This window comes from Geotalea uraniireducens Rf4, from assembly GCF_000016745.1.
GTDB lineage: Bacteria > Desulfobacterota > Desulfuromonadia > Geobacterales > Geobacteraceae > Geotalea > Geotalea uraniireducens.
The window spans coordinates 3,422,084-3,436,751 of record NC_009483.1 but is presented as its reverse complement, the minus strand read 5'-3'; the positions used below and the strand labels follow the sequence as shown (position 1 = coordinate 3,436,751).

The 14,668-nt window shown below is 54.5% G+C and carries 18 protein-coding genes; 15 read left to right on the top strand and 3 right to left on the bottom strand.

Annotated features, from left to right (window positions below):
- Positions 1 to 68: 68 nt before the first annotated feature.
- The 8 genes from rpoN (at position 69) to ptsP (ending at position 6,879) form a co-directional block, all read left to right on the top strand.
- A complete protein-coding gene (rpoN, locus tag GURA_RS15125; protein WP_011939813.1) occupies positions 69 to 1,514 on the top strand; it encodes an RNA polymerase factor sigma-54 in 1,446 nt (481 codons plus the stop codon).
- An 84-nt stretch (positions 1,515 to 1,598) separates the two neighbouring features.
- Positions 1,599 to 2,144, top strand: a complete 546-nt coding sequence (hpf, locus tag GURA_RS15120; protein WP_011939812.1) for a ribosome hibernation-promoting factor, HPF/YfiA family — start codon at positions 1,599 to 1,601, stop codon at positions 2,142 to 2,144.
- An 8-nt stretch (positions 2,145 to 2,152) separates the two neighbouring features.
- Positions 2,153 to 2,623, top strand: coding sequence for a PTS sugar transporter subunit IIA (locus GURA_RS15115; protein ID WP_011939811.1), 471 nt, complete (start codon positions 2,153 to 2,155; stop codon positions 2,621 to 2,623).
- Positions 2,620 to 3,579 (top strand): HPr(Ser) kinase/phosphatase, encoded by a 960-nt coding sequence (gene hprK, locus GURA_RS15110; RefSeq protein WP_011939810.1) that lies wholly within the window; start codon positions 2,620 to 2,622, stop codon positions 3,577 to 3,579. The genes GURA_RS15115 and hprK overlap by 4 nt, the downstream gene beginning before the upstream one ends.
- Position 3,580: 1 nt before the next feature.
- Positions 3,581 to 4,447 (top strand): RNase adapter RapZ, encoded by an 867-nt coding sequence (gene rapZ / locus GURA_RS15105; protein WP_011939809.1) that lies wholly within the window; start codon positions 3,581 to 3,583, stop codon positions 4,445 to 4,447.
- Positions 4,444 to 4,839: a PTS sugar transporter subunit IIA gene (locus GURA_RS15100; RefSeq protein WP_011939808.1), complete on the top strand. Its 396-nt coding sequence runs from the start codon at positions 4,444 to 4,446 to the stop codon at positions 4,837 to 4,839. Before rapZ ends, GURA_RS15100 begins: the two co-directional genes overlap by 4 nt.
- 26 nt (positions 4,840 to 4,865) lie before the next feature.
- The gene (locus GURA_RS15095; protein ID WP_011939807.1) at positions 4,866 to 5,132 is read left to right on the top strand and encodes an HPr family phosphocarrier protein; all 267 of its coding nucleotides are present in this window, start codon (positions 4,866 to 4,868) and stop codon (positions 5,130 to 5,132) included.
- Entirely contained in the window at positions 5,113 to 6,879 is a 1,767-nt protein-coding gene (gene ptsP / locus GURA_RS15090; RefSeq protein ID WP_011939806.1) for a phosphoenolpyruvate--protein phosphotransferase, read from the top strand. The genes GURA_RS15095 and ptsP overlap by 20 nt, the downstream gene beginning before the upstream one ends.
- A gap of 129 nt (positions 6,880 to 7,008) precedes the next feature.
- On the opposite strand, the gene GURA_RS15085 is transcribed toward ptsP, so the two are convergent.
- Entirely contained in the window at positions 7,009 to 7,791 is a 783-nt protein-coding gene (locus GURA_RS15085; protein ID WP_011939805.1) for a phosphorylase family protein, read from the bottom strand.
- Positions 7,792 to 7,950: 159 nt separating this feature from the next.
- Here GURA_RS15085 and hpnJ point away from each other — a divergent pair, with 159 nt between their 5' ends.
- From hpnJ to GURA_RS15070, 3 genes are read left to right on the top strand one after another with little or no spacing between them, the layout of a single operon-like run.
- Entirely contained in the window at positions 7,951 to 9,381 is a 1,431-nt protein-coding gene (hpnJ, locus tag GURA_RS15080) for a hopanoid biosynthesis associated radical SAM protein HpnJ (RefSeq protein ID WP_011939804.1), read from the top strand.
- 12 nt (positions 9,382 to 9,393) lie between these two features.
- Complete coding sequence (hpnK, locus tag GURA_RS15075) at positions 9,394 to 10,260, top strand: hopanoid biosynthesis-associated protein HpnK (RefSeq protein ID WP_011939803.1); 867 nt, start codon at positions 9,394 to 9,396, stop codon at positions 10,258 to 10,260.
- Positions 10,253 to 10,633, top strand: coding sequence for an EamA family transporter (locus GURA_RS15070; RefSeq protein WP_011939802.1), 381 nt, complete (start codon positions 10,253 to 10,255; stop codon positions 10,631 to 10,633). The genes hpnK and GURA_RS15070 overlap by 8 nt, the downstream gene beginning before the upstream one ends.
- Before the next feature lie 99 nt (positions 10,634 to 10,732).
- Here GURA_RS15070 and GURA_RS15065 read toward each other — a convergent pair whose 3' ends face one another.
- Entirely contained in the window at positions 10,733 to 11,110 is a 378-nt protein-coding gene (locus GURA_RS15065) for a glutaredoxin domain-containing protein (protein WP_011939801.1), read from the bottom strand.
- 50 nt (positions 11,111 to 11,160) lie between these two features.
- On the bottom strand, positions 11,161 to 11,535 hold the full coding sequence (locus GURA_RS15060) for a S41 family peptidase (RefSeq protein ID WP_011939800.1): 375 nt from the start codon (positions 11,533 to 11,535) through the stop codon (positions 11,161 to 11,163).
- Between the two features lie 164 nt (positions 11,536 to 11,699).
- Between GURA_RS15060 and asnS the strand changes: the two genes are divergently transcribed.
- The 4 genes from asnS to GURA_RS15040 all read left to right on the top strand — a co-directional run bounded on the left by asnS (position 11,700) and on the right by GURA_RS15040 (position 14,655).
- Positions 11,700 to 13,085, top strand: a complete 1,386-nt coding sequence (gene asnS, locus GURA_RS15055; RefSeq protein WP_011939799.1) for an asparagine--tRNA ligase — start codon at positions 11,700 to 11,702, stop codon at positions 13,083 to 13,085.
- A gap of 42 nt (positions 13,086 to 13,127) precedes the next feature.
- Entirely contained in the window at positions 13,128 to 13,601 is a 474-nt protein-coding gene (locus tag GURA_RS15050; protein ID WP_041246030.1) for a cupin domain-containing protein, read from the top strand.
- Between the two features lie 128 nt (positions 13,602 to 13,729).
- Positions 13,730 to 14,296: an RNA polymerase sigma factor gene (locus GURA_RS15045; RefSeq protein ID WP_049818931.1), complete on the top strand. Its 567-nt coding sequence runs from the start codon at positions 13,730 to 13,732 to the stop codon at positions 14,294 to 14,296.
- A complete protein-coding gene (locus GURA_RS15040; protein ID WP_011939796.1) occupies positions 14,293 to 14,655 on the top strand; it encodes a DUF3619 family protein in 363 nt (120 codons plus the stop codon). Before GURA_RS15045 ends, GURA_RS15040 begins: the two co-directional genes overlap by 4 nt.
- Positions 14,656 to 14,668 lie beyond the last annotated feature (13 nt).

The following is a 14,668-nucleotide window of genomic DNA, read 5'->3' as shown; positions in this document are numbered from 1 at the left end:
ACAACCCGAACATTGAACATTAACCGTGGCACTTTATAATTAATTGTGTTGCAAAGGTGTAACTGCTTATGGCAATTGAAATGCGCCAACAGATGAAGCTGAGCCAGCAACTGGTGATGACCCCCCAGTTGCAGCAGGCTATCAAGCTCCTTCAACTTTCACGGTTGGAACTCCAGGACGTGGTGCGACAGGAGCTTGAAGAGAATCCGTTACTCGATGAGGTGCCGGAACTTGAAGAGATCAAGGAGACGGAACAGCTCGAGTTGAGTGAAAAGGAAGTTGAGCCTGAAGTTCCTGCTACGGAATTCCAGGAGGTCACGGCTGGCGAAGAAACGCGCGAGATGGACTGGGAATCCTATCTTGACGGTTACAACTATACGGCCGGTGAACAGTATTATGATGACGAAGAGCGACCTTCTTTTGAAAATCTTCTGACCAAGAAGAGTACGCTTGTTGACCATCTCATGTGGCAGTTGAGCCTTACCAAACTTACCGATGACGAGATGAAAGTCGGTACGGAAATAATCGGTAACGTTGATGATGACGGTTACTTCCGGGCTTCTCTTGCAGATGTTGCGTTTGCCTGCCAGGTGGAAGAGCCTTTCGTTGAGGCGGTGCTCAAGCGTATTCAGGAGTTTGATCCGTCAGGTGTTGCGGCACGGGATCTGCGCGAGTGTCTCCTGATTCAGGTCAAGGCGCTCGGCATGGGTGGGAGTTTGGTTGAAGCTGTGCTGACCGATCATCTGAAAGACCTTGAGTCACGCAAATACAAACAGGCGGCCAGGGCTCTGGGAGTCGATGTCAACGACATTCTGACGGCAACACGGATCATCGCCAATCTGGACCCGAACCCGGGGCGGATGTTTGGCCAGGATGACGTCCAGTACATATCTGCGGACATTTTCGTCTATAAGATCGGTGAAGAGTATGTGGTGGTGCTCAATGACGAGGGCATGCCCAATTTGAGGATCAACCCGCTCTATGCCGGCGAAGGCAAAACAGGCGCGCAGGCTGATCCCAAGGCTGAAGAATACATAAACGACAAGATGCGTTCCGCCATGTGGCTTATCAAGAGCATCCAGCAGCGGCAACGGACGGTCTACAAGGTGGCCAAGAGCCTCGTGAAATTCCAGCGGGATTTTCTGGACCGTGGGATCGAATATTTGAAGCCCCTGGTGTTGCGGGATATTGCCGAGGATATCGGCATGCACGAGTCGACCATCAGCCGCGTCACCACCAATAAGTACATGCAGACGCCACAGGGACTGTATGAACTTAAATACTTCTTTAACAGCGGCATATCTACCAATGAAGGCGATTTCATAGCTTCGGAAAGCGTCAAGAACAAGATCAAGGAGATCGTGGATGCCGAAGATCAGCGCAAGCCTTATAGCGATCAGCGCCTGGCCGAGTTGCTCTCAGCACATAACATCAACATTGCGCAGCGCACCGTGACCAAGTATCGGGAGATGCTGCGAATCGGTTCGTCTTCAGAGCGGAAAAAACACTTTTAACGGCAAGACAGCCGGATGCTTTCTGCTCATCGGCAACAGAACGATGGGCCTTGAGCTTACAATAAACGACGGGAGGTAAATAGTATGCAGATAACAACAACATTCAGACACATGGAGCCGAGTGATCCCCTTAAAAGCTACGCTGAGGAAAAACTGGAAAGGGTCAAAAAATATATTGATGAGCCGATCGTGGCCCAAGTCTTCCTGACTGTGGAGAAAATCCGCCATAGTGCGGAGGTGACCATTACAGCCAAGGGAATTACCATGAAGGCTTCGGAAGAGACCAACGACATGTATGCAGCGGTCGATGCGGTGGTAGATAAAATCGAGCGGCAACTGCGGCGTTACAAGGAGCGGATCAAGGCCCATAAGCCGGCTACTGACACCCGCGAGCGTCTGGTTCAGAAAAGTATCGTCGAGGCTGAAAGTATCGAACAGCAGAGAGAACCGGTCATCATCAGAACCAAGACCTTTTCCCTCAAGCCCATGTCCGTGGAAGAGGCGGTTATGCAGATGGATCTCCTGCACAAGGATTTTCTGGTCTATACAGAGGCTGCTACAGAAAACATCAACGTTATCTATCGCCGTAAGGATGGCAATTACGGCCTCATAGAACCGAATAAAGAGTAGCCGCAGTCGTGGGGAGGATCAATATTATCGGCTTTCTGCAGCCGGAAGATATCATTCCCGACCTCACCTCCGATCAGAAAGATCAAGTTCTCGCCGAGCTTGCTGCAAAGGTGGAAGAACGCAATCCGGGGCTCAATCGCGCGGAACTTTGCAAGATTCTGCAGGAACGTGAAAGGCTCGGGAGCACCGGCATTGGAGATGGCGTTGCAATTCCACACGGCAAGGTCAAGAACGCCAAAGAGCTTGTGCTTGTCTTTGGCCGCAGCCTGGCTGGGGTAGATTTCAATTCACTTGACGGCCGACCTGCGCAACTGTTTTTTCTCCTGGTCGCTCCTGACGAGGCTGTTGGGATACATCTGAAAATGTTGGCACGGATCTCCAGAATCCTGAAAGACCCTGCAACCCGTAAGAGGCTTTTGGATGCTGCGGATGCCGCCGCTATTTACAATGTAATCAGAGAACAGGACAGCTGCTATTGAACACGATCAGCCTTTCCATCAAAGACCTGCTTGAAGATCAGGCATATGGCCTTGATCTCAATCTGATCGCGGGTGAAAGTGGGCTTTCACACCGGCTCTACAGCTCACGCATTCAGAAACCGGGTCTGGCTCTTACCGGTTATACCGAGCACCTGCACCCGGATCGGGTACAGGTGCTCGGCAATACGGAAATATCGTACCTGAGGCAGATCCCCGAAGATCTGGCTGCCTTGCATATAGGCAAACTCTGTTCCTTTCCCATCTCCTGTTTTATCATCACCAAAGGGTTGGTCCCTCCCGCTTTTTTGAAAAAAGCTGCCGAGGAGGCTGGAATCCCGCTGCTGGGGACTCCTCACCAGTCGTCCACATTTATTTCCCTGATTACCAAGTTCATGGAGGAAAGCCTTCTTCCCACCACCCACATTCACGGCGTTCTGGTTGATGTGCTCGGAGTGGGAGTGCTTCTTCTCGGTAAAAGCGGCATCGGTAAAAGCGAGTGTGCCCTTGACCTGGTAATTCGCGGTCACCGCCTCGTTGCCGACGACATTATCCATATCAAGAAAAAAATGCCTGCTGCATTGGTGGGACAGGCTGGAGAGACGATTCAATACCACATGGAAATCCGCGGGCTAGGTATTATAAATGTCAAGGATCTCTACGGTGTTTCTTCCATCCGAGAAAAAAAAATTATCGATATGGTTCTGGAACTTGTGGAATGGGACCCTGACCAGGAGTACGAACGTCTTGGAATTGACGACCAGGTTTACGCCATTCTCGGAGTCGAACTTCCCCATCTGAAGATCCCGGTCCGGCCTGGACGAAACCTTACCTCAATAATAGAAGTGGCGGCCAGGAATTTCCTGCTTAAAGGAATGGGATATTATTCTGCCCGGGATTTCCATGAAAGGCTGCTTGCGCGTATGGAAGTCCGTCCTTTGGGAAACGAGGTGGAATAAGTTGCGAATCCTTATTATCACTGGCCTTTCCGGTTCCGGGAAGTCCACGGCGGTGCGCGCTCTGGAAGACGAAGGTTTCTTTTGCCAGGACAATCTGCCAGTAATGCTCTTTCCTACCTTTGTCGAGCTTGTTGACAAGGCAAAGGAGCGGGTGCGCGACGTGGCGCTGGTAATGGATATTCGAGGCCGGGATTTTCATGCAGGGTATGAAAAGGTTTTTCAGGAAATAAGCGAAGCCGGACATTTCGTCGAGATTCTTTTTTTCGATGCCACCGATGAGGTGCTCATCCGCCGTTTTTCAGAAACCCGGCGCCGTCATCCAGCCATGGAGAGTGGTTCCGTGCCGGAGGGGATACGTTACGAGCGCGAACAACTGGCAGGGTTGCGCAGACTTGCGACCATGATAATCGATACTTCCGAACTGAACGTCCATCAGTTGAGGGAACTGGTTATCTCACATGTCAAGGGGAACCATGGTGGTAGGGAGATGACGATCCATCTCCAGTCTTTTGGTTACCGATACGGCATCCCCCTCGAATCGGATCTGGTTATGGACGTACGTTTTTTGCCGAATCCCTATTTTGTGCCTGAACTGAAGGAATTTTCCGGTCTCAATCCGAATGTACGCGATTACGTGCTGAAATATGAGGAAACACGGATTTTCCTGAACAAGTTCAAAGAGATGCTTGAATTTCTCTTGCCCGGTTATCGGCGGGAAGGGAAATCGTATCTCACTGTTTCCATAGGCTGTACCGGGGGGCGTCACCGATCGGTGGTCATCACCGAAGAAATGCGCGACTTTTTCAGGACAAAGCAATTGAACCTGAATGTTTCACATCGAGACATGAAAAAGGGGCTGGAAAAATGATCGGATTAGTACTGGTAACACATGCCGGCTTGGCAGAAGAGCTTCTTGTTGCCGCAGAAATGATTGTCGGAAAAATCGAGAGGGCAGAGACTGTAGGAATAAAGGCCGATGCAAAAGTTGACGTGATCATGTCTTCCATAACCAGTGCGGTTGAAAAAGTTTCCGGTGATGGGGTGATCATAATGACCGACATGTTCGGCGGTACTCCCTCCAATATGAGCCTTTCCTTTTTGGAGGAAAACAAGGTTGAAGTGCTGACCGGCGTAAACTTGCCGATGGTGATAAAATTTGCGACCGAACGAACGAAGGTTGGGGTGTCTGAGCTTGCCCGGAAGTTGAAGGAGTGCGGCTTGGAAAGTATCTCAGTGGCCGGGGAGTACCTGAAGAAGTAACAGGTGACGGGCGAAGGATTATTCAAATGCGTGAACAGGAATATACGATAGTCAATAAGTTAGGGCTTCATGCCAGGGCTTCGGCGCTGCTGGTGAAAACCGCCAGCCGCTTTGCATCGGATATAAAGATCGAGCGGGAAGGGGTTGAGGTCAACGGAAAAAGCATCATGGGTATAATGATGCTGGCCGCTGCAAAAGGGAGCGTTATTCACGTCAGGGTCGAGGGGGCTGATGAGTCTGATGCCCTCGACACTTTGGGGGAACTCATTATAAATGGCTTCGGTGAAGATTAACAACAACAGAATCTGGCATGGCATCGGCGCTTCTTCCGGTATTGCTATCGGTCAGGTGAAGATCACCGACAGAAGTCGTGTTGCCGTGGTCGAGACTTCGGTGGAAAGATCCGAGATCCCATTCGAGTTGGAACGTCTCAAAAAGGCCCTGGAGAGAGCGAAGGCCGAACTGAGTTCATTGAAGCAGAATATTGCCGCAAAGCGCGGGGATGAACATCTCCAGCACATCGATACCCACCTGCTGCTTCTCGACGACACGATGCTGATCGGTGAGACGTCGGCAATAATCGAGATAGAAAGCATAAACGCAGAAGGAGCATTAAAGCGGACGCTGCACAAGCTGAAGGAATTCTTCAGCGGCATCGAAGACGAATACCTGCGCGAGCGGAGCGCTGACGTGGAGACGGTCGTCGAGAGGGTCCTGCGCAATATGGTGGGGCAGAAACAGGAGCCGATCTCTGCCATTGACGGCAAGGTGATCGTTGTTGCCCACGATCTCTCTCCAGCCGACATTCTCCAGATCGACAAGACAAAGGTGATCGGTTTCATGACCGACATGGGGGGAAAGACTTCCCATTCGGCAATACTTGCCCGCGCCCTGGAGATCCCTGCAGTAGTGGGGATGGAGCGGATAACCGGCGAGATCGAGGACGGGGCCACCGTCATCATCGACGGCGCGACCGGCACCGTCATCAGCAATCCGGACCAGGAAACATTCCGCGAGTACCTGCGGCGCAAGCAGCACTATGAATACGTGGAGCGTGAGCTCTTGAAACTCACGGACCTCCCGGCGGTGACACTGGACGGCCATAGCGTCAGTCTCAAGGGGAATGTGGAGTTTATCGAGGAGGTCCCTTCCATAAAAAGGCACGGGGCTGAAGGCATAGGCCTTTACCGCACCGAGATGCTCTTTTTCAACCGTGATTCCCTGCCCGGCGAGCAGGAGCAGTTCGATGCCTATGCCGCCATCGTCAGAGAGATGTCGCCGGCCCCGGTGACCATCCGCACCCTGGACGTGGGGGGAGATAAGATTCTCACCGACTTGAACCTCGGTGATGAAATGAACCCGGCCCTGGGCGTGCGGGCTATCCGCCTCTCCCTGCGCCAGCAGGAAACCTTCAAGACCCAGTTACGGGCAATTCTCAGGGCGAGCGCCTTGGGAAAGGTGCGCATCTTTTTTCCGATGATCTCCGGCGTGGGTGAGGTGCGGGCGGCCAAGGCCATTGTGGAAGAGGTCAAGGCGGAGTTGCGGGCCGCCTCCGTGCCGTTTGACGAACAGATCGAGATCGGCGTCATGATCGAGATTCCCTCTGCCGTCATCATTGCCGATCTGCTGGCCAAGGAGGTCGACTTTTTCAGCGTCGGCACCAATGATCTCATCCAGTACACACTCGCCATTGACCGCACCAATGAGCATCTTTCATCCCTTTACGAACCCTTGCATCCTGCAGTACTGAGATCACTCAAGATGGTGGTGGATGCGGCCCACGCCGCCGGCATCGACGCCTGCATGTGCGGTGAGATGGCAGGCGACCCCGAGTATCTGCCAATTCTCCTCGGCCTCGGTTTCGATGAACTTTCCATGAATGCTGTTTCCATCCCCAGGGTAAAAAAGATCCTCCGGCGTTGCACCAGGAAGGAAGCGGAAGACGTTGCCGCACACGCCCTCACCTATTCCACAGCACAAGATGTGGAATCATATCTGAAAAGCGTCATAGCTGCCCGATTCTCGGACAGTTTCGATTAAGCCTTATTCCAATTCCAAATCAAGGCGCTATCTTCGTTGGCTCGTCTTCGGCTCTTCAACGTACTATCTGTACGCCTTCGTCGCCTCACTCCTCGCCGCCTTGATTTCATCCTTGATTTGAAATTGGAATTACATCTCCATTGCAGTGACCGTCTGCATCACAACCTGAACCCCGTAAGCCAGATTTTCCCCCGCCAGTTTGGCGTTCTTGGCGAGTCTCAACAGCTGGGGGATGATCCACGGTTTTCGGGAGACAGTCCAAAGCACTCTGCCAATCCTCACGTTTAGCTCGTTGTCGGTCAGTTCTTCGAGGGAGAAGTCCAGTTCCTCATCGGCGGCGTCGCTTATGGCCCGTACGGCGATGATGGGGATTTTTACCCCGGCAGCCACTTGCGCTATCGCGGCCGTCTCCATATCGAGCACAGGATTGGCAACGCCTTGCGGAAGAATCGCCGCCAGATTTCCCTTTACCACGATCTCTCCGGCGGTGATGAACGCCCCGCTGTAGACCTGGAACGGTTTTCTCCTGCACCCCTTGGCCAGCGCCAATTCCATCAGTTCGCTCAGGTCCTGATCGAGGTCATACTGTTCGGAAAACGACCGGTGCTGGTGGAAGAAGAGGCGATTTGCCACCACCAGGTCGCCGACCGACGGGCCGGCCGTCACCGCCCCGGCAAAGCCGAAATTGATTATTACGGAGGGGCAAGCGGTATCGATGAGCGCCTGCGTAGCGGCCGCCCCCTTTGCTGCCCCCATACCCGATTCGATGAGGCACGCCTCTCCATTGGCAAGGGGGAAGCGGTAGATGTTAAACGATCCGGCCCTCTCTCTGCGATATGGCCCGACCTGCCTGAGGAGCGGCTTTATCTCCTCCGGCATGGCGGCGATGAGGCCGATGGTAAAGTGGTTCATGGCAATTCCTTTATTTGCGAGTTGCCGGAAACTTAGCAGAGATTCCGCCGTGCGGCAACTGGAAAGAGGGGAGGGTCTTTAACCTTGACAAGCATGGCGCCTATCTATATTCTAACCGTTTGTTTTTCATGAACACGTTCGCTTGACAGGAGTTTATCGATGAAACCGTTATTTCTGAACCCCCCCACATTCGAGGACTTTGACGGCGGTGCAGGCGCACGCTATCAGGCTTCCCGCGAGGTGACTTCTTTTTGGTATCCAACCTGGCTCTGTTACCCGGCCGGGATGATTGAAGGCTCCCGGGTCGTGGACGCGCCGGTGCAGAGGTTGACCCTTGAAGAATGTCTTAAAATCGCCCTTGATTACGATATGGTGGTGATGTACACATCGACCCCGACGCTGGCCATCGACGTGGAAACCGCCCGGCGCATCAAGGCGCAGAAACCCGCCACCATCACCGTGCTGACCGGTCCCCATGTCTCGATACTTCCCGAAGAGTCGCTCCGTTTTGCCGATGGAGCCGTGGACATAGTCTGCCGGGGAGAGTTCGACTATTCGACCAAGGAACTGTGCGAGGGGAAAGCCTGGGATACGGTCGACGGTATCAGTTTCCTCAAGGACGGCAAGGCGGTGCATACGCCGGACCGCCCGCCGATACAGGACCTGGACGCACTTCCTTTTGCCAGCCAGGTCTACATGCGGGATCTGCCGGTCAACGAGTATATAATCCCTCATTTCAAGCATCCTTACATTTCCATCTATTCCAGCCGCGGCTGTCCGTCCAAGTGCATCTACTGCCTCTGGCCGCAGACCTTTTCCGGCCGGACCATGCGGGTTAGGAGTGCGGAAAACGTCTACCAGGAGGTGAAGTGGATCGTCGACAACATCCCCGGCGTCAAGGAGATATCCTTTGACGACGACACCTTTACCGCCAACCGTGAACATGCCCGGGCTGTTGCGGAGAAGATCAAACCGTTGGGGATTTCCTGGACCATTAATGCCCGCGCCAACTGCGACTATGAAACCCTCCGCATCATGCGCGAGGCAGGACTTCGTCACGTGGTGGTCGGCTTCGAATCGGGGAACGAGCAAATCCTGAAAAACATCAAGAAAGGGGTCACCAAGGCCCAGGCAATCGAATTTGTCAGGAACTGCAAGAAGTTGGGACTTTCCGTCCACGGCGCCTTTATCATGGGGCTCCCCGGCGAGACCCGCGAGACCATCCGTGAGACCATCGAATATGCCAAATTTCTTGACCTGAACTCCATTCAGGTCTCCCTCGCTTCCCCCTATCCCGGCACGGAATTCTACGACCTCTGCAAGCAGGAGGGGTGGATCACCTCGGATACCTTCCTCGATGAAACAGGTCATCAGGCCTGCGTCATCAACTATCCGCACCTGTCCAACAAGGAGATTTTCGATGCGGTCGAACTCTTTTACGACAAGTTCTATTTCCGCCCCAAATACATCCTGCGCAGCATCGGCAGGATGATCGTCAACGGGGAGGAACGACGCAAGCTGCTCAAGGAAGGGAAGCAGTACCTGGAGTACATGCGTAAACGCAAGCAGGCCAGCGAAGGCTGTAAGTAAGCGTAGCTATCGATGAAAGAGCTCATTATAAATGCCGATGATTTCGGCCTTTCCAGAGGCGCCAACAAGGGCATCATCTCTGCCTGGCATGAAGGGATACTGACCAGCACCTCGCTCATGGTCGGAGGAAGCGGCTTTGAAGAAGCGGTGGCGCTTGCCGGGGAGAACCCCGGCCTTCAGGTGGGACTGCATCTCACGCTGGTGCAGGGGAGGGCGGTAGCTGGGCATCCCGGCTTTCCCTCCCTTGTCGACCGGGAGGGGAACTTCCCCAACGACCCGGTGATGGCGGGCATGCGCTATTTTTTTCTGAAGTCCCTGCGCAAGCAGCTCTACCGGGAGATCGAGGCGCAGATACAAAAGTTCCTGGCAACCGGCATCCCCCTTTCCCATATCGACGGCCACCTCAATATCCATATGCATCCGGTGGTGTTCGATATCCTGCTGGAACTGATGCCCCGCTACGGCATCGCCAGTTTCCGCCTGAGCCGGGAGAGGTTCTTTAACGACCTTGCAATAGACCGGCGACGGGTCATGGGGAAGGCTGCGGACGCCTTCATTTTTGCTTCCCTGGCACGACGCTGCGAGCCTGAGCTGGCAATGCGGAGCATCTCACACACCGACGAGGTGAAGGGACTGCTCAATTCCGGCCGCATGACTGAGGATTACCTGTTGAAGGCTCTTGACAGCCTTGACGAGGGTGTTACGGAGATATATTTTCATCCGGGCTGTCATCCCTGCGATGAATTGAAAAAATGGATGCCCGACTACCAGCATGAAGGTGAACTGACGGCGTTGACCAGCCCTGCCGTGAAAGAGAAACTGAAAAATATGGGAATTACCCTGCGAAATTACCGGGGAGAAAGAAAGACTTATGCTTAAGACCTTCATAGTCATGTTATTGGCCGTTACTGCCGGGACCATCGGCGACATTCTACTGGCGAAAGGGATGAAGGAGATCGGCGATATTTCGGCCATGAACCTGCGCGGGATACTCAATGTGGCGATTAAGGCGCTCACTACTCCCAAGCTGATTATCGGCACCGCCATGCTGGCGGTGTTCTTTTTCCTCTGGCTGGCGGTGCTCTCCTGGGAGGACCTTACCGTAGCGCTTCCCATGCAGGCCCTCAATTACGTGTTGGTGGCTTTCCTTTCCCAATATTTCCTTGGCGAGGTGGTGACGCCGTTGAGATGGGCCGGCACAATCCTGGTCTGCACCGGGGTGATGCTCATCACCAAAAGCGGCGGGACTTGAAAAGGCCGTAAGGAGTAAGGAGTAAGGAGTAAGGAGTAAGGAGTAAGGAGTAAGGAGTAAGGAACTGAAAAGGGAGCCGGTTGGCTCCCTTTTTGCGTTTTATTTTTCTTGCAGGCCCTTGATCGCCTTCAGAAACTTTTGCTCATCAAATCCTTTTAAAATCACCTTGTCATCGCCGATGACGATGACCGGCACCCCCTGGCTCTTGTATTTCCTGGTCAGATCGTTCATGGCGGCATCGTCAAGCTCCACATCCTTATTGATGAAAGGGATGTTGTTTTTCGTGAAGTATTCCTTTGCCTGTTTGCAATGGGGGCACCATGAGACCGAATAGAGGACGATCTTCGGATACTTATGCTTGGCTGGTGCTGCTGGGCTAATCGGGCTCTGGGGACCATCGGCCGCGGTTTCCGCCTGGCAGATGGCGGCAAGCAGAATAAAGGTCAGGACGATGATGGTTCTGATTATGGCGGGCATGGTCATATCCTCAGGGTTTGTCGATTTATGGTTCTTGCTGGGTATCTGTTTCAGTTCTTCTTGCTGCCGGCTGTGACCAGTTGCCTGCGGGTGAGGGTGAATGTCAGCGGTTTGCTGTTCCCCGGTCTGCTGACCTTTAGCATGACCCTGGTGCCGGCTTCGCCGCGCAGCCGGTGTTCGACCATATCCTGAAAGTTGCTTCCCATGGTCGCTTTGCCGTCAATATGGGTGATGATGTCGCCGACTTTGAGCCCTGCCAGATGTGCGGGGCCGCCTGCTACCATCTGGCGTACCACAATCTGCCCGTTGGCCCAGGGGACTCCGTCGATGCCGACCCCGCCGAAATTGCGCGCTGAATTGCCCGCATTGGCTTCTGCCAGCGTCAGCATGGTTATTAACAGGATAATTACGGATAGTCTCATCATCACCGTGCTAAAATATACCCCAAGGCCCTTTAGTGTCAACTATGGTTTTGTGGTTGCATTTACGATATGCTAGTATTATCGCAATAAAAGAAGACGTTCCGCGTTCTAGATTTTATACTTGGAACCTGGAATGTAGAACCTGGAACTGAGAACGGAGTTCGAACATGTACGGTAGAACAAGGGTCAGTGCGGCGCTGGCGGCTTCCCGGCCGGGTGAAGAGCTTGTACTTAAGGGGTGGGTAAGGACGGTGCGGGTAGGGAAGGACGTGACCTTCCTCGCCATCAATGACGGTTCCTGTATGACCAGTCTCCAGGTAGTGGTCGAGCCGGCCCTCCCCAATTATCAGGATGTCTGCCGGATCGGCACCGGCAGTGCAGTTGCTGTACGGGGCATATTGCGGGAGTCTCCGGCAGCAGGCCAGAAATACGAGCTTGCGGCGGAAGAGCTGGAGATCATCGGCCCTGCGGACGATTCCTACCCGCTGCAGAAAAAGAGACACAGTTTCGAATACCTGCGGACCATCGCCCACCTGCGCCCCCGTACCAATACCTTCGGTGCCGTGTTCAGGGTCCGTTCCTCCCTGGCCCAGGCCGTGCACCGCTTCTTTGCCGAGCGGGGATTCCTCTACGTTCACACCCCGATCATCACCGCCAACGACTGCGAAGGTGCCGGGGAATTGTTCCGCGTCACCACCCTGGACATGGCAAGACCGCCGCTTGCGGCGGGGGAGGTCGATTACTCCGGCGACTTCTTCGCCCAGGCCACGGGGCTTACGGTCAGCGGCCAGCTGGAAGGAGAGCTCTTTGCCCAGGCTTTTTCCGATATTTACACCTTTGGCCCGACCTTTCGCGCGGAGAATTCCAATACCGCCCGGCATGCTGCGGAATTCTGGATGATCGAGCCGGAGCTGGCCTTTGCCGACCTCATGGCCGATGCGGCGCTGGCCGAGGATTTCCTGAAATTCCTCTGTCGTCACGTCCTCGATAACTGCGGCGAAGATATGGCGTTTTTTAACGAGCAGATCGACAAGGGTTTGCTGGAGCGCGTTCGGGCGGTGGCCGATTCTTCTTTTGCCGTCATGGAATATACGGAGGCAATCACCCACCTGAAAAAGGCGAAGGTCCCCTTTGCCTTTCCCGTGGAGTGGGGGCTCGACCTGCAATCGGAGCACGAGCGCTACATTACCGAGAAGGTGGTCGGCGGGCCGGTCTTTCTCGTCAACTACCCAAAGGACATCAAGGCCTTTTACATGCGACAGAATGACGACGGCAAAACCGTGGCAGCCATGGACCTGCTCGTGCCGAAGGTGGGAGAGATCATCGGCGGCAGCCAGCGTGAGGAGCGGCTTGACCTCCTCCTGGAGCGGATGGCTCAAATGGGGATAAACGAAGACGGGCTCTGGTGGTATCTCGACAGCCGACGCTGGGGATCATGCCCCCATGCCGGTTTCGGCCTGGGATTCGAGCGGCTGCTCATGTACCTGACCGGCATGGAGAACATCCGCGATGTCATTCCTTTTCCGCGGACACCGAGGCATGCGGAGTTTTAGTTGTTTTACATTTATGCAAATTCCATCCGGGAGGACCCGAAAGTGACTTTTGAATCGCTCATCGCCCGTTATGGACTTCTGCCACATCCCGAGGGTGGGTGGTACCGGGAGATCCATCGTTCAAGCCGTTCACTGGGGCTGCTGCCAGGCTATCCCGGCGAGCGGGTCGCCATGACCGCCATCTACTTCCTGCTGGCCAAGGAGGATTTCTCCGCCTTTCACCGGGTGCGGAGCGAAGAGACCTGGATACATCTGGCCGGGGCTCCTCTGGAGCTCGTACTGCTGGAAGATAGCCCCAGGCTTTTGAGATTGACCCAGGCCGGCGACGATGGAGAGCCGTTCATGGTCGTTCCCCCTGGCGTGCTTCAGGCCGCCCGTTCCCTTGGCGACTTTACCATGGCTACCTGCCTGGTGGCTCCCGGCTTCGACTTTGCTGATTTTACCATCCCCTCCCGGTCCGAACTGCTGGCAGCCTATCCCCGCTTCACCGAGGTCGTCCGGCGGTTTACCCGATAATCCTTCATCTTCCTTTCCCCCTTTCAAAATGGTGGCGCTCATCCACAATAAAATGATACCCTCGTGTCAACGCATGTAAAAGACGTGCGTTATTGATGATATAAGCGCCATTGCCGGATAAAAACAGTTTGACGGCGCAGGGAGTTCAGCTGGATACGACTGAGGCATTAAATCTGTTCCTGGCGGATGTTGAGCGTCGTGCGTTGCGGATGGCGCAGATAGCCGTCGGCACCCTTGATGACGCCCTTGACCTTGCCCAGGATGCAATGCTCGATTTTGTCCGACGCTATGCAACGCGGCCGGAAGGTGAATGGAAACCGTTGTTTTACCGGATTCTCCAGAGCCGGATTATCGACTGGCACCGTCGCAACACGGTGCGTAACCGTCTTCGCTTCTGGTTCGGCGGAGCGGGTGATGGTGATGAAAATGATGGCGACCAACTGGAGAACGTTGCGGATAGCCGGGGAGATACGCCTGCCGAACTGCTGCTGAGGCGGGACCTGGCGTCGGCACTGGAAAGGGCGGTCAAATCATTGCCGCTCCGCCAGCAGCAGGCCTTTCTCCTGCGTGCCTGGGAGGGGCTGGATGTGGCTGAGACAGCCTGTGCCATGGGCTGCTCGCAAGGGAGCGTCAAAACCCATTATTCGCGTGCCGTGCATACCATGCAGGGGCTTTTAGGGGAGTACCGTTCATGAACATCGACAAACGGGAAAAGGAATTTTTACAGAGGATCAAACAAGAGCTCGATGCCGGCGTCGAACAGCTCGATCCCGTTACGCTGGCGCGGTTGAAGAGCGGCAGGATGCGGGCGCTGGAAAAGGCCCATACGGGTGGGTGGAGATTTGGCGATATTCCTCGGTGGGTTACCGCTGGAGGATTTGCCACGGTAACAGTGGCCGTTGTCGCGGTTTCCCTCTGGTCAGCCGCTCCCCGGCGGAACATGGTGGCGGCCCACCCTGAAGATACGGAGATTGTCGCATCGCAGGAGCAGTTTGATCTCTACGATGACCTGGAATTTTATCGCTGGCTGGCGGAGAACGGCGATGCGCGCTGAGAAGAAAACCCCG